Source organism: Flavobacterium rivuli WB 3.3-2 = DSM 21788 (assembly GCF_000378485.1).
Classification (GTDB): Bacteria; Bacteroidota; Bacteroidia; order Flavobacteriales; family Flavobacteriaceae; genus Flavobacterium; species Flavobacterium rivuli.
The window spans coordinates 167,623-185,031 of sequence record NZ_KB899971.1 but is presented as its reverse complement, the minus strand read 5'-3'; the positions used below and the strand labels follow the sequence as shown (position 1 = coordinate 185,031).

At 39.5% G+C, this 17,409-nt stretch carries 16 protein-coding genes and 1 tRNA gene; 6 read left to right on the top strand and 11 right to left on the bottom strand.

Translation table 11 applies throughout. From position 1 onward, the window contains the following. Positions 1-279: 279 nt before the first annotated feature. The 6 genes from F565_RS0113920 to F565_RS0113895 all read right to left on the bottom strand — a co-directional run bounded on the left by F565_RS0113920 (position 280) and on the right by F565_RS0113895 (position 5,952). Positions 280-1,134 (bottom strand): helix-turn-helix domain-containing protein, encoded by an 855-nt coding sequence (locus F565_RS0113920; protein ID WP_020213848.1) that lies wholly within the window; start codon positions 1,132-1,134, stop codon positions 280-282. A 320-nt stretch (positions 1,135-1,454) separates the two neighbouring features. After that, positions 1,455-2,885: a pyruvate kinase gene (gene pyk, locus F565_RS0113915; protein WP_020213847.1), complete on the bottom strand. Its 1,431-nt coding sequence runs from the start codon at positions 2,883-2,885 to the stop codon at positions 1,455-1,457. A gap of 4 nt (positions 2,886-2,889) precedes the next feature. Further along, entirely contained in the window at positions 2,890-3,360 is a 471-nt protein-coding gene (locus F565_RS0113910) for an IPExxxVDY family protein (RefSeq protein WP_169336029.1), read from the bottom strand. 133 nt (positions 3,361-3,493) lie between these two features. Then, positions 3,494-4,240 carry a ribonuclease III gene (gene rnc / locus F565_RS0113905; protein WP_020213845.1) on the bottom strand — a complete coding sequence of 249 codons (747 nt, stop codon included), beginning with the start codon at positions 4,238-4,240 and terminating at the stop codon, positions 3,494-3,496. 15 nt (positions 4,241-4,255) lie between these two features. Beyond that, positions 4,256-5,509, bottom strand: a complete 1,254-nt coding sequence (fabF, locus tag F565_RS0113900; protein WP_020213844.1) for a beta-ketoacyl-ACP synthase II — start codon at positions 5,507-5,509, stop codon at positions 4,256-4,258. Between the two features lie 206 nt (positions 5,510-5,715). Then, positions 5,716-5,952 carry an acyl carrier protein gene (locus F565_RS0113895; RefSeq protein WP_019037482.1) on the bottom strand — a complete coding sequence of 79 codons (237 nt, stop codon included), beginning with the start codon at positions 5,950-5,952 and terminating at the stop codon, positions 5,716-5,718. A gap of 176 nt (positions 5,953-6,128) precedes the next feature. Between F565_RS0113895 and purN the strand changes: the two genes are divergently transcribed. From purN to rnhA, 3 genes are all read left to right on the top strand, one after another. Further along, positions 6,129-6,695 (top strand): phosphoribosylglycinamide formyltransferase, encoded by a 567-nt coding sequence (gene purN / locus F565_RS0113890; RefSeq protein WP_020213843.1) that lies wholly within the window; start codon positions 6,129-6,131, stop codon positions 6,693-6,695. A gap of 24 nt (positions 6,696-6,719) precedes the next feature. Next, positions 6,720-7,337 carry a hypothetical protein gene (locus F565_RS0113885; RefSeq protein WP_020213842.1) on the top strand — a complete coding sequence of 206 codons (618 nt, stop codon included), beginning with the start codon at positions 6,720-6,722 and terminating at the stop codon, positions 7,335-7,337. Between the two features lie 72 nt (positions 7,338-7,409). Continuing rightward, positions 7,410-7,886, top strand: coding sequence for a ribonuclease HI (gene rnhA, locus F565_RS0113880; protein ID WP_020213841.1), 477 nt, complete (start codon positions 7,410-7,412; stop codon positions 7,884-7,886). A 408-nt stretch (positions 7,887-8,294) separates the two neighbouring features. On the opposite strand, the gene F565_RS0113870 is transcribed toward rnhA, so the two are convergent. Together F565_RS0113870 and F565_RS0113865 are read right to left on the bottom strand one after the other, a co-directional pair. Next, positions 8,295-8,726 carry a UPF0158 family protein gene (locus F565_RS0113870; protein ID WP_020213840.1) on the bottom strand — a complete coding sequence of 144 codons (432 nt, stop codon included), beginning with the start codon at positions 8,724-8,726 and terminating at the stop codon, positions 8,295-8,297. 2 nt (positions 8,727-8,728) lie between these two features. After that, entirely contained in the window at positions 8,729-9,505 is a 777-nt protein-coding gene (locus tag F565_RS0113865; protein ID WP_169336028.1) for a DUF1444 family protein, read from the bottom strand. 159 nt (positions 9,506-9,664) lie between these two features. Between F565_RS0113865 and F565_RS0113860 the strand changes: the two genes are divergently transcribed. The 3 genes from F565_RS0113860 (at position 9,665) to F565_RS0113845 (ending at position 13,380) form a co-directional block, all read left to right on the top strand. Next, entirely contained in the window at positions 9,665-10,594 is a 930-nt protein-coding gene (locus F565_RS0113860; RefSeq protein WP_020213838.1) for a PfkB family carbohydrate kinase, read from the top strand. Between the two features lie 74 nt (positions 10,595-10,668). After that, positions 10,669-12,567 (top strand): amidophosphoribosyltransferase, encoded by a 1,899-nt coding sequence (locus F565_RS0113855; protein ID WP_020213837.1) that lies wholly within the window; start codon positions 10,669-10,671, stop codon positions 12,565-12,567. A 372-nt stretch (positions 12,568-12,939) separates the two neighbouring features. Beyond that, on the top strand, positions 12,940-13,380 hold the full coding sequence (locus F565_RS0113845; protein ID WP_020213835.1) for a hypothetical protein: 441 nt from the start codon (positions 12,940-12,942) through the stop codon (positions 13,378-13,380). A gap of 362 nt (positions 13,381-13,742) precedes the next feature. Here the strand turns inward: F565_RS0113845 and F565_RS0113835 are convergent. The 3 genes from F565_RS0113835 to F565_RS0113825 all read right to left on the bottom strand — a co-directional run bounded on the left by F565_RS0113835 (position 13,743) and on the right by F565_RS0113825 (position 17,320). Continuing rightward, positions 13,743-13,816 (bottom strand) — tRNA-Ile (locus tag F565_RS0113835). Positions 13,817-13,917: 101 nt separating this feature from the next. After that, positions 13,918-14,490, bottom strand: coding sequence for a hypothetical protein (locus tag F565_RS0113830; protein WP_020213834.1), 573 nt, complete (start codon positions 14,488-14,490; stop codon positions 13,918-13,920). Between the two features lie 157 nt (positions 14,491-14,647). Further along, a complete protein-coding gene (locus F565_RS0113825; RefSeq protein WP_020213833.1) occupies positions 14,648-17,320 on the bottom strand; it encodes a T9SS type A sorting domain-containing protein in 2,673 nt (890 codons plus the stop codon). Positions 17,321-17,409: the final 89 nt, after the last annotated feature.

Genomic DNA, 17,409 nt, shown 5'->3' with positions numbered 1-17,409 from the left:
CCATAATTGGCATTACAAAACTAATCGGCAATAAGCAGGTGGATTTTGTAGATCCGCTCATTTATTTGGCAATTTGGCTCACATAAAAATTCATTCTACCGTTTTGGATATATAGCAGATTTATTTACCAAAGCTTTAACCACTAAGCTATGTGAAACGGCTGCTTTGTATGGCGGAATGCGACATGCCTCTTTTTATATAGCTTGGTGTCCTTTGTGTAAAGGCTGGTGTTCTTTGTGGTAAAAGGAAAATTTAAGTTGTAATGAAAAATTAAAACAGTTATTTATTGGCTTGTCTTAAACGGTACTTTGTAGGGGTAACGCTATATTTATCGCTAAAGCTTTTGGTAAAATTAGCCAGGTCGTTAAAGCCACAATCAAAGGCAATATTTGTAATGCGTTCATCCGAAGCCAGTAAAAGTTCAGCAGCTTTTTCAAGCCTTTTGTTCTTAATATAATTGGCAGGAGAATCGTTATACAACTTTGTAAATTCTCTTTTAAAGGAAGAGATGCTTAGGTTATTTTTTTGTGCCAATTCTTCAATGCCAACCTGTAAAAACAAATGGGCTTCTACTATTTGTTTAAAGGTGTAGGTAGTGGGCGAAAAGAGTTGGGATAGTATTACCTGTATGGTTTCGGCATTTCGCGTTTGCGATAGTAACAGGATGATTTCCTTTAGTTTTAAAACCAGCATATCATCATGCACCAAAGTGGGGTTCTCAAAATAAAACAGAACGCCCTCAATATACTTTTGTATCAGGAAGTCATTGTTTATTTTTTCGCTCGACTGGTTGGTTATATTATTTCGTGGCTGCTGCAGCAGCAGCGGAACCTCGCGATCGTAAATTTTCTTTAAAATTTCCGGATGAAAGTTAATAACTATAATCTCGTTTTTGCCGCCTGCAACAGGGCTGCTTATTTTTTTATTAGTGTTTAAGCAATTTAGCAATAAAGAATAATTGGTTGGGATAAGCATCTGTTCTTCATTAACATGAAAAAGCATATCGCCCTCTAACGAAAATAAAAAGCATGCGTAGTCTGATACAGGGAAAGCAAATTCAAAAGGAGCCTGCAAAACCACCTTTTGTATCATGGTCTTTCCGTACAAATCAATTTTTCTATAGTCGGTAATCATTTTTTTAAATAATGCGATTGTAAAAATAGGTTATAAAGAATACTACCAATTATGAATATTAATAGTCCAATATTTTGTCATGCAAAGTCGCAGAGCCGTAAAGTTTGTATCCCAAACCGGTATGTTTTACAGCGACTGAAATGTGTTCATTCCCTGCTTTGCGGCTCTGCGACTTTGCGTTACATACTTAAATACATTGAACTATAATACCTGTGATAAAGATAGGGGTTTGAAAAAGTAGTTAAGTACAAAAAGTATACAAAAAAAGCTGTCCTTTTTACGGGACAGCTTCTACTATATAAAACGGATAGGTAATAAACTTATGCTATTTCAGATACCCTAAGTGTGTTAACCATACCGCGCTCTGTAACTGGCATTGCGGCAAGGTTAATAAGGATATCTCCTTTTTGTACATAACCTTTTTCCTGTGCTATAGCGTTAACATCGTCTACAGTTTCGTCAGTACTAAGGGCTTTGTCATAATAAAAAGCGGTAACACCCCATAAAAGGCTCATTTGTGTAACGATCCTTTTGTTATCTGTAAATACTAAAATATCTGCAGACGGCCTCCATGCCGATATCTGGAAAGCTGTATAACCACTGTTAGTAAGTGTAGATATAGCTTTAGCCTTAATAACGTTTGCCATTTGGGCAGCGTGGTAGCATATAGATTTTGTAATGAAACGTTTTGTACGCACCTGTGGTGTGTTTTGAGGCACCGTGATAAGCGGAGAATCTTCTACAGCAAGAATTATCTGAGACATTTTCTCGATAACCTCTACAGGGTACATACCTACAGATGTTTCGCCGGATAGCATTACCGCATCGGCACCATCCATAACAGAGTTAGCCACGTCATTAACCTCTGCCCTTGTAGGCGTAAGGCTTGTAATCATGGTCTCCATCATTTGTGTAGCAACAATTACCGGTATACGTGCCGTTTTAGCACGGTTAATAAGTAATTTTTGTATAAGTGGTACTTCCTGTGCAGGAACCTCTACACCAAGGTCGCCACGCGCTACCATAAGGCCATCGCAAAAAGCAACAATTTTGTCTATGTTCTCTACCGCTTCCGGTTTCTCTATTTTAGCAATAATAGGAATTTTAACGTCTGTATGTTCAGCAATTAATTCCTGCAGGTCCTGTAAGTCTCTTGGAGTACGTACAAAAGAAAGTGCTAACCAGTCTACTTTTTCGCCAATGGCAAAGATAGCATCCCTTATATCTTTCTCTGTAAGTGCCGGTAAAGATACTTTTGTGTTAGGCAGGTTAACTCCTTTTTTAGATTTAAGCGGGCCGCCCTGTACAACTACAGTTTTAACCTCGTCTATTTTGTTAGTCTCAATAACCTCAAACATAAGTTTACCGTCATCAAGAAGAATTCTTTCGCCAGGGTTTACATCGTTAGGAAACTGTTTGTAGTTCATATAAACTCTATCAGCAGTACCTATAACATCCTCGGCAGTCTGAAAGGTAATAATGTCACCTTTGTTTACAACCACACCTTCTGTCATAACACCTACACGAAGTTTAGGTCCCTGTAAGTCGGCAAGTATAGAGGCATTGTAACCAAACTCTTCGTTAAGGCCTCTAATGATGTCTATACGCTCTTTAACATCGGTATAATCAGCATGGGAAAAGTTTATCCTGAACACGTTTACACCAGCTTCTATCATATCTTTAATGACTTCTTTAGTGCTGCATGCAGGGCCTAACGTGGCTACAATTTTAGTTTTCTTTTTTGTCGGCATTCTCTTAAAAAATTAAGTTATTTTTCGATTTAAGTTTATAGTGGTCTATTTTATAGGCTATAGCAATATGTTTTATAGCCAGCAGACCGTTAATTACATCATCATCTTCTGTTTCAGTATTTTCTACCTTAAGTATGTAATCTACTGTTTTAAGTTCGGGCAGGAAGTAAACGCTGGTAAAACCGGCATGCTCTTCTCCCGAAAAAAGCGATGATATAGTAGTTGTTTGTGTGCTTACTATACTGTTTTTATTTTGGATGAGGTTCCAGGCAGCATCGTTGTCATCGTCTTCAAAAATATACCTGGAAAAATAAGCGGTGCTTTCATGTTCCTTTTGCTTAAAGCTAATACCTTTTGGGCATTTTTGCAGCCTTATTTCTAACTCACGGTTTATAAAATAAGCCAGGCGGTAATCTTCTAAAGACGAATGAATGGCGATTAACGTATAATCGACACTAACAAAATCGTCAATCATTAATTTGTGTATAGCCATAACTTACATCCAAATAAGATGTAAATATAGTATTTATAACTTAGAATGTATAGTCTTAAAATTAAGTTAACGCTATTTTTTTCTCGAAAACGTTGTAGTAATCAACAGGGTTGATTTATTTTTTGTTAATTTTTTCCTGAAATGCGAAAAATGCTCTTTGGGCTGCTTTTTCTTCGGCTTTCTTTTTAGAGGTGGCACGGGCACGGGCTATAATCTCGCCGTCTATTTTTAATTTAACGCCAAAATGCTTTTGCCCCTCTATACCGTTATCTTCATAAACCTCAAAGTGAAATGTTTTTTTCTCTTTTTGGCACCACTCTATTACAAGGCTTTTGTAGCTTATAACCTTGCCCTCCAGTTTAGGGATGTCTACATAGGGTACAATAACTTTTTTCTTTATAAACTGCTCGCAGCCCTCAAAGCCACGGTCTAAGTATATAGCGCCTATTAAAGCCTCAAAAAGGTTGCCGTGTATGTTCTCGCCAAAGTGTTGTGTAGATACTTTGCTCTCTACCCATTTTATAAGGTTAAGGTCGCGGCCCAGCTCATTAAGATGCTCGCGGCTTACAATTTTAGAGCGCATCTTGGTAAGGTAACCTTCGTCGCCGGTAGGTACCTCGTTAAACAGGTGCGCCGCAATTACAGATCCTAACATGGCATCGCCTAAAAACTCCAGCCTTTCGTAGTTTATAGGAAAGCCTTTATCATCCAGTTTGTTAGACGACCGGTGGGTAAATGCCTTTATATAATGGTTTATATCCAGTGGGGCAAAGCCAAGGATATTTTGCATTTCTGTAAAAAAAATCCCGCCTTCCTGAGGGGTATGGCGGGATTTAGAGAATATATTTTTAAAGAAGCCCATAATAAGGATTGTATATTATGCTTCAAGTTTTTTGATAAGTACGCAGGCATTGTGGCCTCCAAACCCAAATGTATTGCTCATTACTACCTTAACATCCCTTTTTTGGGCTTTGTTAAAGGTAAAGTTAAGCTTAGGGTCTATGTTCTCGTCATCTGTAAAATGGTTAATGGTAGGCGGTACAATACCATGCTTAATAGATAATATGCACGATATGGTTTCTATAGCGCCTGCTGCACCAAGAAGGTGCCCCGTCATAGATTTTGTAGAGTTAAGGTTAAGCTTGTAAGCATGCTCGCCAAAAACCTCTATAATAGCCTTACTCTCTGCAATATCGCCAAGGGGTGTGCTTGTACCATGCATGTTTACAGCATCTACATCTTCCGGGTTAAGCCCTGCATCCCTAAGGCAGTTGCGCATAACGTTGCGCGCGCCAAGGCCTTCGGGGTGTGGTGCAGTAATATGGTGCGCATCTGCGCTCATACCACCACCGCCTACTTCGCAGTATATTTTTGCTCCCCTTGCAATGGCGTGCTCATACTCTTCAAGAATAAGTGAGCCTGCACCTTCGCCCAGTACAAAACCTTCGCGGTCTTTATCCATAGGGCGGCTTGCCGTAGCAGGGTCGTCGTTACGGGTAGATAGTGCGTGCATGGCGTTAAAGCCGCCCATACCTGCAATGGTTACAGCAGCCTCGCTGCCGCCGGTTACAATAACATCGGCATGGCCAAGGCGAATATAGTTAAACGCATCTATCATAGCATTTGTAGATGATGCACAGGCAGATACCGTAGTAAAGTTAGGCCCGCGGAAACCATATTTTATAGAGATGTGGCCTCCTGCAATATCGGCGATCATTTTAGGTATAAAGAACGGGTTAAACTTAGGCGTTCCATTACCGTTAGACCAGTTTACAACCTCGTCCTGAAATGTTTCTAACCCACCTATACCAGAACCCCAAATAACGCCTACCCTGTCTTTGTCAAGAGTTTCAAAGTCAAAAGCGGCATCTTTTACGGCTTCTTCGGTAGCAACAACGGCATATTGTGCATAACGGTCCATTTTGCGTGCTTCCTTACGGTCTATAAAATCTTCAACATTGAAATTTTTAACTTCGCAGGCAAATTTGGTTTTAAAGTTAGTGGTGTCAAAATATGTAATGGGTGCTGCACCGCTCACACCGTTTATAAGGCTATCCCAGTACTCCTGTACGGTATTGCCTATAGGGGTTAGCGCGCCCAGACCGGTAACCACAACTCTCCTTAATTTCATAAAGTTAATTTTATAGTTTTAAATTATAAAACAATACCCATGCATCTCTTTAAACAGTAATAAGTTAAGAAAACATGGGCACTTGTATAGTATAAAGCCTGTGGCAATGCCCGGCATTTTGTATTTTAACAGTAAAAGGCTGTATAAGAGCCTAATAAATAATAACATCCATGTAATTTTAAGGCTACATGGATGTTAGGTATTTATTATTTTTTTGCTTCTTCTATGTAAGAAATAGCCTGACCAACAGTAGAGATGTTCTCAGCCTGATCATCCGGAATCTGAATATCAAATTCTTTTTCAAACTCCATAATAAGCTCAACAGTGTCTAATGAATCAGCCCCTAAATCGTTTGTGAAGCTTGCTTCTGTTACAACTTCGTTTTCGTCAACACCTAATTTGTCTACGATAATCGCTTTTACTCTTGATGCAATGTCTGACATAATCTTTAATTTTAGAATTTAAATTGAACGGCAAAAATAAAAAACTTTATCTTAAAACCGCATGGTTACTAAAAAATGTGAGTACTAAAGTAAAAAATTAATTTTACATTAATGTGAAAAGAGCGTTATTTTGCAGGATATTATTCTTTTTTTTGCAAAATGAAATCGACTTTCAAATGAAAAATATAGTGCTTTTTGCATCGGGCGGAGGCTCGAATGCCGAACAAATTATGAGTTATTTCTTACAAAGTAAAACGGTAAACGTCGCATTAGTGCTTACAAACAATGCAAACGCCGGTGTTTTGCAAAAAGCGGCACAATACAACGTGCCCACGCTGGTGTTTACTAAAGAGGAACTAAGCAACGGCTTTGTGCTGCGCCATGTGCAGGCATTTAACCCGCACCTTATTGTGCTGGCAGGCTTCCTTTTAAAATTCCCTGCAGATATTATTGCGGCATACCCGGGGCGGGTAATAAACATTCACCCTGCGCTTTTGCCACACTATGGCGGCAAGGGTATGTATGGTATACACGTGCACCGCGCCGTTCATGAAAATAAAGAGAAGGAAAGCGGCATTACCATACATTATGTAAACGATAATTATGATGAAGGCAACGTGATCTATCAAAAAACAGTAGCTATTGAGGAGTGCCTGTCGCCCGAAGAGGTATCGCTAAAAGTACTTGCGCTGGAGCATGAACATTTCCCGAGGGTTATTGAGGAGTTGTTGTTAGGTAATTAGATTTTAGACTGTTAGATACAAAGTATGAAAACAACTTATTTTTTAGTGCTGCTATTTTTAGCGGCTACTACGGTTTTTGCACAGGAACATTTAGAGTTAAAGTCTTTAGGGTTTGCAATGGATGCGCCTAAAGGATGGTTTAAAAGCCAGGATGGTGAAGTCATAAAAAACATTGACAATGATAAATTTTCTAAAGATCAGATGGAAGCTTTTCTTAAAAGTTTAAATGGAGCATCTAAATTTGTAGGGTTTTATAAATACGATCCGCAAGTAGTTCAAGGTTTTTCACCTACAATTAACGTAGCCTTAAGACCTGCTAAAGTAAAGAGTTTTGATGATTTTAAGTTTTACATACTCCATTCATCCGAAAAGATAAAAGAAGTTATGAAAACCTATACAGCTACAGAGCCAGAGATAATGAATGTAGATAACACAAAAGTTTGGGTTTTGACAGCTACTTATGATATTGACCTAAATGAAAAAGAGCACATTAAAATGCATAACAAGATTGTATATATCTATAGAGGAGAATATTACATTTCGCTCTTTTTTGTAGAGCAAGTGAACAAAGAGGATAATTCTGTATTGTTTAACGAAGTAATTAAAAGTATAAAACTTACAGCGGTTCCTTTAAGGGAGTAGTAATAAACTTAACATACGAGTGAAGTTCAATCTGAAATCTAAAATCTAAAATCTGAAATCCAACAAATCTAAATGTCTCATCAAATACATATATATACAGATGGCGCTGCCAAGGGTAATCCCGGTCCCGGGGGCTATGGCGTGGTCATGGAGCTTGTGGGGCAGGCCTACCGTAAAGAGTTTTACGAGGGCTTCAGGCTTACTACAAACAACCGTATGGAGCTGCTTGCCGTAATTGTAGGGCTTGAAAAATTAAAGGCACCCGGAATGAGCGTGCTTGTGGTAAGCGACTCTAAGTATGTGGTAGACTCGGTAGAAAAAAAGTGGGTATTAGGCTGGGAGAAAAAAGGTTTTGTGGGGAGAAAGAACCCCGACCTGTGGAAGCGTTTCCTTAAAATATACCGCCAGCATAAGGTAGATTTTAAGTGGATAAAAGGGCATAACAACCACCCGCAAAACGAAAGGTGCGACCAGCTTGCCGTTATGGCATCTATGCAGCCGGTGCTTAATATAGATGCTTTTTATGAGCAGGAGGGAAGGCACATATAGCTATCTGGCCTGCTCATAAAAAACAACTGTACTTTTTTAGATTCCAACAACATATAATACAAAAGCACCAACTGCTATAGCAGGTAATACACTACTTGCCAGTATTATTATGAATAATTTGTTAGAAATCTCATTACTCTCTTTCTGTGTTTTGATGTAAGGTAACATAGTCGATTTTTTTAAGGTGTACTTAAAGTTAATATTAATTTGAGTGAAGCAGTGTGAATGCTGCGTTAAATATAACGTTATAGTACATACAAAATTACTGTAATGGTCATATTTAACATTTGAATATTAAATATTTACGCTCTTTTTTGTAATCTGCATAAAAAAAGATATAATTTCTTACAATATTTGTTTTTTAGGTTAATCAAAAATTAGCTTTGGCATAACAGTGTGCTGCATGCTTTAACCTTCGTCGTGGGCACGCTCTAAAATAGTCCTTACCTCTTCTTCAACCCATTCTATAAGCTTCTGGTTGTTAAAGGCAAACCAGTCATTGCGTACCTCCGATCTTTCGATCGCTTTTTTAAAATTCCTGAAAGGCTTTTCGTCGTCCAGTATATCATACAATTCCTGTTTAAATTTTCCGTCGGGCAGGGCAATGGCAAAATCTTCCATAATGGTAAACTGCTCTTTAGATCCCGGCCTTTCTATTTCCTGGTAGCTGTAGTTGTTTTCCAGTTTTTTATAAGCGTCTTTCCACGGTGCCACATCATCAATAAGATCTTCGTTAGGTACAAAAATAAGTTCGCCTGTTTTAGTATTAAGGTAGCATTGCATGCCGGTGTGCAGCTCATCTGCAATTTCTTTTATTTGTTCGCTTGTTAGTTGGGTCATGGTTAATTATTTAAAGTCAATAATTCAAATTTTCCATCTTTTAATTCGAAAAGCTGTTCAGACACTAAGTGATCACCTTCTTCATTTGTACGTGCTACCATATCATATAATTTGTGCAGGCCTTCTGAATCTTGTGAGCCAGTAATTAGCAGCATATCTCTGGAAGGTATGCCAATAACAACATTGCCGTAAACAGGAAATGTTTCTTTATCCCAAATATCCATTAGAATTACACTGGCTTCATAAGTGCCGCCGGCAATAATCATAAATAATGTTTCGCTTCCATGTCGTTTAATTTCAAGAAGATTTTTAAGATTCGTTGTGGCAATCTGTCTTAATTCATCCTTTTTAATTCCTAATTCGGCTAATTCATTCGGCTGTAGGTAATGAATATTGTATTCTGTGTCTGCTGCATAAAAAATATATAGTTCGCTATTGTACGGCTCATAAATATGCTTGGTTTCAAAATTAGGGTTAAGTTCTTTTAAGCCCGCTATAAAACGTTTGTCTTTAATGATAGGGACTATTTGCTCTATGCTAATCTTTCTTTCTCTATCAGTGTACATTGCAGCTGAAGCATCAACATATTTATTTATTATATTTTTCAAATCTTTACTTTCCCTGCTATATTCGCTATATGCATTATCAAGAAAGTGCATGCTCTGATCTCCTTTATACTTTGTTGTAATCTCAAGGTCATTTATTAAAATAACTTCGATTCCTTTAATTTTTTTCTGTAGCGCAATAAGGAATTTGGCAGCAAACTCAATCTCACTCAATTTCTTTCGTTTAAAAAACATAATACTATATATGTAAAAGTAAATGTATAAAAAATACATTATCAGCCTCTATCCCGCCATAATTTAAATTGATAGTTTGCATATTGCTTCTGTGCAACTAATGCATTATCTTTGCGCCTTTAAAACCGACTCCAGTTTATGAACAAATTACTCATTGTGGGTACTGTAGCTTTTGATGCTATAGAGACGCCTTTTGGCAAGACCGATAAAATACTTGGTGGTGCTGCTACTTACATAGGCCTTTCGGCTTCATTTTTTAATGTACAGTCGGCCATTGTGTCAGTTGTAGGCGAAGATTTCCCACAGGAATACCTTGACCTTTTAACCAACAGGGGTATTGATATATCTGCTATAGAAATTGTAAAAGGCGGCAAAACGTTTTTTTGGAGCGGCCGTTACCATAACGACCTTAACAGTCGCGATACACTGGATACACAGCTTAATGTACTGGCCGATTTTCAGCCGAAAGTACCGGTTAACTTTACCGATGCCGATGTGGTTATGCTGGGCAACCTGCACCCCATTGTACAAACAGGTGTGTTAGACCAAATGACAGTTAAGCCTAAGCTTGTGGTGCTGGACACCATGAACTTTTGGATGGACTGTGCTTTGGCAGACTTATTGCAGGTTATAAAACGTGTAGACGTTATTACTGTAAACGACGAAGAGGCACGCCAGCTAACCGGCGAATATAGCCTGGTTAAAGCGGCTGCAAAAATACACACCATGGGCCCTGCTTATGTGGTAATTAAAAAAGGAGAACACGGCGCATTGCTGTTTCATGATAAAAAGGTGTTTTATGCACCGGCGCTTCCGTTAGAAGAAGTGTTTGACCCTACCGGGGCAGGAGATACCTTTGCCGGTGGTTTTACAGGATATATTGCACAGAGTGAAAACTTATCATTTGATAATATGAAGAATGCAATTATATATGGCTCTAACCTGGCATCCTTTTGCGTAGAGGAGTTTGGCACCCAGCGCATGGAACGCCTGCAAAAAAGCGAAGTGCACGAACGCCTGCAACAGTTTAAAACACTAACCCAGTTTGATATTGAACTGGAAGACTAAAAGTAAGAATACTAAGGCCTCATTGCGGGGCTTTTTTTAATACAACTACATTACACACAACAACACACACTATTATGAGCGACGCTTTAAAACACGAATGCGGTATTGCTTTGTTACGATTATTAAAGCCATTAGAATATTATAAAGAAAAGTACGGTACAGCTTTTTATGGCATACAAAAAATGTACCTCCTTATGGAAAAGCAGCACAACCGCGGGCAGGACGGTGCAGGCTTTGCAAGCATAAAGCTTGATGTTAAACCCGGCCAGCGCTACATAAGCCGCGTGCGCTCTAACCAGCAGCAGCCCATACAGGATGTTTTTGCACAAATAAACGACCGCATTAACGAGGAGATGACAAATCATCCGGAATATGCAGATGATGTGCAGGCACAAAAAGACCAGATACCGTACCTGGGCGAAGTATTTTTAGGCCACGTGCGCTACGGTACCTTTGGTAAGAACAGTATAGAGAGTGTGCACCCTTTCCTTCGCCAGAACAACTGGATGCACCGTAACCTTATTGTAGCCGGTAACTTTAACATGACTAATGTTAAGCAGCTTTTTGATAGCCTTGTAGAGCTTGGCCAGCACCCTAAAGAGCTTGCAGATACCGTTACGGTAATGGAAAAAATAGGCCATTTCTTAGATGATGAAGTTTCTGACCTGTACCAGCAGTGCAAGAACGAAGGCTTTAGCAAGCAGGAGGCTTCTCCCGAAATTTCCGACAGGCTTAATATAGCCCGCATCCTTAAGCGTGCTTCTAAGCAGTGGGATGGTGGCTATGCAATGGCGGGTATGTTAGGCCACGGCGACTCGTTCGTGTTCCGCGACCCGGCAGGTATACGCCCGGCATATTACTACCAGGATGATGAAATTGCTGTTGTAGCATCTGAACGCCCTGTGATACAAACGGTTTTCAACGTAAATTTTGAAGACGTGCAGGAGCTCGATCCGGGCCATGCCATTATCATTAAAAAGAACGGGAAAATATCTGTAGAAGAAATTATTACCCCTACGGTTAAAAAGGCCTGTTCGTTTGAACGTATTTACTTTTCACGCGGCAGCGATGCAGAGATATACCAGGAACGCAAAGACCTTGGTAAACTTGTATTGCCACAGGTGCTTAAGGCGATTGATAATGATACCGATAATGCTGTGTTCTCGTACATACCAAATACCGCCGAAACATCTTTTTACGGTATGGTAGAGGCGGCGCAGGATTTCCTTAACCAGCGCAAGAACAAACATATATTAGAAAACCGCCATACCCTTACAGAGGAAACTCTTGAGGAGCTTCTTAAAGTAAAGATTCGTACCGAGAAGATCGCTATTAAAGATGCCAAGCTGCGCACCTTTATTACAGAGGACAGCAGCCGCGACGACCTTGTGGCACACGTGTATGATGTTACCTATGGTGTTATAAAGCCCGAAGACAACCTTGTTATTATAGACGACTCTATTGTGCGCGGTACCACGCTAAAAATGAGTATCATTAAAATGATGGACAGGCTAAACCCTAAACGTATTGTTGTGGTATCATCTGCACCGCAAATAAGGTACCCTGACTGTTATGGTATAGATATGGCCAAGCTGGAAGGTTTGGTGGCATTTCAGGCTACGCTTGCGTTGCTTAAAGAGCGCGGCTTAGAGCATATTATACACGATGTGTACAACAAATGTAAAGCGCAGGAAAACCTGCCCGATACAGAGGTGGTAAACTATGTAACCGAGTTTTATGCTCCGTTTACAGACCAGGAGGTTAGCGATAAAATAGCGCAGCTGCTGGTTACTAAAGATACAAAGGCAGAGGTTAAGATTATCTTCCAGACGGTAGAGAACCTGCACATTGCCTGTCCTAAAAACTTAGGCGACTGGTATTTTACCGGAGATTACCCTACACCGGGCGGTAACCGTGTGGTAAACAAAGCCTTTATTAATTTTTATGAAGGTAACGATGCCCGTGCTTATTAATTAAGCACATCGATTCTTACAATTATTGCATGCAGGGTTATATGCTGAAATTGAAATTTAGTTAAAAACGTGCATTTTACCGATTTAATCGTGTATTATGTCTGAAAACCTTGCAGGGTACGTTAAATGCTTTTATATTTACCCAAAATAGCATTAGTAAAATTAAATTTTACGGTATTTTTGGGGGCCAAAAAAGGGAAAATTTATATAAATTTTCCCTTTTTTATTTTATTCCTGGTTGTAGAACAAGGTAAATGTACCTTTACAAAACTATTTATCTTACAGCATACTTAAGCCGGAGCATGCCGCATTTAAACTTTATTTGTCCTTTATAAATTTCATTATACAGCGTCTTGCATATAATAATTAACTATGAGAAAAATTAAAATATGTTGCGTTATTTTAATATTTACGGCTTTTGCCTGTCGTGAAGTATATGACACAAGATTAAAAGTTAATAATAATACAAATGAGTCAATATTTGTAGCTATATCAAAGGATTCATTAATAGAGCATGCTCAACAGATTTCTTACGACGGAACTAGCGAAAAGTACAACTTCACCAGAGATTTTACTAAACAAACGTTAAGTGAATTAGAGCTTTACGGATCTGACGCCTGGCCAAGATTTGTTAAGTCTTCTTTAAATGAACAAATGTATTTTTTTGTTATTGACTCTACAGTTATTCAGCATAATAAGTGGGAAATAATATGTAGGAAGAAATTATATTCTAAAAGTAAATTTTCTTTAACTTCTCTAAATAGAATTAATTGGACAGTTGACATCGATAGTTTATTGCACGAAACTAAGTAAATTCTGTAATGTAATAATTTATAGACAAATAATAATATAGGATGTTTTAGCAGCTTAATCAGTATCAGCCACTATAACAAGGGTTACGAGTACAGTGAGTAATGCAGCGGCTATAAAATAAGTTATTGTAAAAAGCTTATAGAAAATTATAAATCTCTTTTTTAATGTGGATGTATCAAGTCTGTACTTTTTCTTAAGGCTATATAAACGGTATAGTATATTGCCAACAGTAAAAATAGTAAGGAATGCAATAGCTAAAAAAGATATTCCCGGGCTCACTAAGGAATTAATTAAATATCGTTTCAGGATACAATAGTAAAAAAAAGCCTCCACATTGCTGTGAAGGCTTTTGGTAATTCCAGTGGTCCCACCTGGGCTCGAACCAGGGACCACCTGATTATGAGTCAGGTGCTCTAACCAGCTGAGCTATAGGACCGGTTTTCTGAGTGCAATATTACGGCATTCCTTCAATGTTTCCAAATAAAATTTCATGTTTTTTTTAAGTGGCTGAAACACAGTTTTGTTTAAAGTGATATTTTATAAAGAAGCCTTTATTGTCTTGTCTAAAAGGGCAAAATGCTTCATGATGTAAGGTTTCGAAACTGTTTTTACGGTAAACGAAGGCGACTTTTCGGTGGTAAAAACCTTGATCGTTTTAATTTCGGTGGTTAAAAGCTTGTCAAAATTTTGCTTCATAATTGCCGATGTACCTTTTTTAGGCATCAAAGCAAAGGCTGTATTGTAGCCTACAGGGTCGCAATCTGTTTCAGATATCTGCGAACATTCTGCTGTAGTGCCATCTTCAAACGTAATAATTATTTTGCCCTCACCATCTTTAAGGCAACCCATGGTGTTGTCTTTGTGCACAATGTTAAGCTCTATAAAATACACGTCGGTATTGTTGCCTGATTTATTTATATGTTGGTACCCTGCCGAAAAAAAAACCAGTCCGTTGCGCACAATACTATCGTCCGGGGCAAGTTCGCCTGTTTTATGGTTATTGGTAATAATTGTCCTTGTGCCGGTATTTTTGTCTACACTGTTCATTTGTATGGTTTGCGCAAAAACCCCCTGGCAGGCAAGTACTAATAGTAGCAGTTTTAATTTCATTGTATTATGATAATTTGTTGCAGCAAATATAAATGGTTAGCTCAAAATATTGGTATGGTTTGCCATAATTGTTGTAGGGTATGGCAAATTATTGATACAAAAAAAATATCCGGGCCTTGCGACCCGGACATTCCACAAAATTAATCTGAGAAAACTATTATTGCTTAATAAATTTAAAGTTTAATGTGCCCTGCTGTGCTGTGGTAACTGTAACAAGGTAAAAACCTTTTGCAAGGTTGCTAACAGGTATTTCTGGGCTTGTGTTACCGTTAACACTAATGTTAGTGCTCCATAGCTGCTTGCCGCCAAGATCGCTCACGGTAATGGCTGCATTGCCGCTTACAGGGGCTGCAAATTTAATTTTAAAGCTGCTTGTTGCCGGGTTAGGGAATAAAGAACTGGTAGCCTTTGCTAAAACATTTCCGTCTGTACCTGCAGTTGCGCCGGTAATTTTATAAATGTGCGCATCTGATGCAGGGAGTGTAAAACTTAATGACCCTGAGCCTGTGGTAATGGTGCCAGAGTACAGCTCTGTTGCTGTATAGCTGCCTGTAAGGCCCAGGCGCGCAAGGTCTATATTCATATCTGCATTACTGTTGCTGTAGTTAAATACCGCAACATAAGTAATGTTGTTTTGCGTGGTGTAAAATATTTGCGAAGCTGTATTACCTGTGTTTCCGTCGGCAGGTTTAAAATGCATATCGCCTTGTGCTACGGCAAGCACCTCCGGATTTTGCAATAAAGACTGTGCTCTTGCCACCCATGGCCCGGTAGTAGAATAATCATCTCCTACAGTAATGGTGCCGGTTACAATGCTCGATGTATAACGTGCACGGTTAACCCCTTCAGAATAGTTGCCAAAAACTACATTATCGGCATCCATATAATCATACATTTTATTTTGCCACCATGCGTATGTGGTGCTGTTAAGCGTATACTCTGTATCGCCTATACTACCATAACCGTCGCAGGCAATACGGCGCATGTGGGCGTATGGGCCTGTAGACATGTTAGGGCATATAGAAGCTTCTATCATCATGTGGTTGCCCACAGCATCGGTAAGAAATTTCATTCCCTGGTGGTAGGCTTCCATACCGGTGTGTACTTCCCAGTCATAATAACTGTCAGCTTCAAGACTGGCATGTGTTAAAAAGTCAAATTTCACCATTTTAAAACCAGCATTTATAAAGCGGTTTATAAAGTATGTTATCCTTGCCTGTGTGGCAGGGTGGGTAGGGTCCATGGCATAAGAACCGTCTAATGTAAAAGTAGCATCGTTAATTCTTGTCCATGTTTGCGAGTAGTTGTAAGAGCTGCCTTCTATAGGGCGGGCAAACATGCCCCAATCTACAAACGGAGCCCAGTAAATACCCGGTTTCATTCCGCGTGCAGTGCAGTAAGCGGCAAATTCGGCTAACTGTGCATCGGTCATATTATCCCAGTAGGAGTCAAGGTCAATATATAATGTGTTGTCTTCGGTACGGAAAGTGGGTACATCATTCTGGAAAAAATCGGTAACGGCCTTGGCTTTTACAAGGTTAATTTGTTGTTGTATGGCACCCCAGCTGTTCCAGCCCATAGGTTTGCCTGCTGTCCAGTCGTAGGTGTATTTAGGCTGAGAAAGTGCACTAACTTCGCCATAAGTATCAAATGCGGCTCTCCAGTCGTTATTTGCGGTTATTAAAACCTTTGGCGAATCGCAGTAGTCAAGGCCTATGTTTACCCATCCGTGGCCACGGCCATCGCGGGTAAGGTTATTGTTTGTATATCCATTAATTACAGATACGTAAGCCGATGATGCCCCTGCGCCAAGTACATTAATACCGGTTTTCCAGCGGCTGTTATCTACAGATCCTATTACAAGGCCGTGGCGGGTATCGTTGCTGTATATGTTTGTAACCTCACTACCGGTAAAATCTGCCCCGCCAAGGTTTACTGCATTGTATCGCACCCAGGCGTCATTATCATAAGGAACTAAAAGAGCGCGTGTATCGCCACCGCCCAAATCAGGGCTTACGTTATAGCTTGTAAGCGGAGACATACTGTAGCAGTTAGCGCCGCTGCCTGCTAAGGCTACCTGTACGGCAACATATTCGCTGCCGTTATAAGTATAAAACATTTGCTGCATGTTAGTATTAAAGCCACCTGTAAGGGTAAACGTATGCTTGGTTCCGCTGCCTATGTTATCTGTAAAACTTTCAGAGGCATACGTTACATTGCTGTAAGCTGTACTTACATTAGATTCGTTACCTTTTGCAAATGCCGATGCGCCACTTATTGCTGTAACACCATCAAAAACCAGGCTGTAGGTTTTGCTGGTAGTGTTGTACACTATCTGGTTATTGGTACCAAAGTTTATGGTTTGCAGTTGTGTTTCGGTTATGGGCGATATTACTATTTTATCAAGGTTTGGTCCATAAGACGGGCTTGCAAACACTATGTTAGTATTACCTGCATTAAGGTAAATGCTAACATTTTGAGAGGCGGCAGTGCTCCACCCGCCAGATGCCGGCACCGGTACAATAAGCGCAGGGCCATTGCCCGGTGTGATTTTAAAAGTTCGCGGGTCGCCGGTGCAGTAAAATACCTGCATGTTGTACCAGCCTGCGGCAGAAGTATTTACCGCAATAGTTACAGTGCTGGTGTCGCTCAGGTTGCCCACAATAGAGCCGGAGCAGGAGTCGCAGGTTTGTACATCTGCATTGCCCTCGCGGGTTCCGTTCTCGGCCTCATAGGTTTGTGCAAAACCGGTCAGGCCTAAAAATAGCATTGCTGCTGCAAATATATTTTTGCTGCGCATGCCCATTAAAATAGTTTTTTTAGCATACATAAATGTTTGTTTAAGTATTAATTAAAGAGGGTTGTTGTTCTATACTATACTATCATACAATAATACAAAAAATAGCGATACTAAAAATA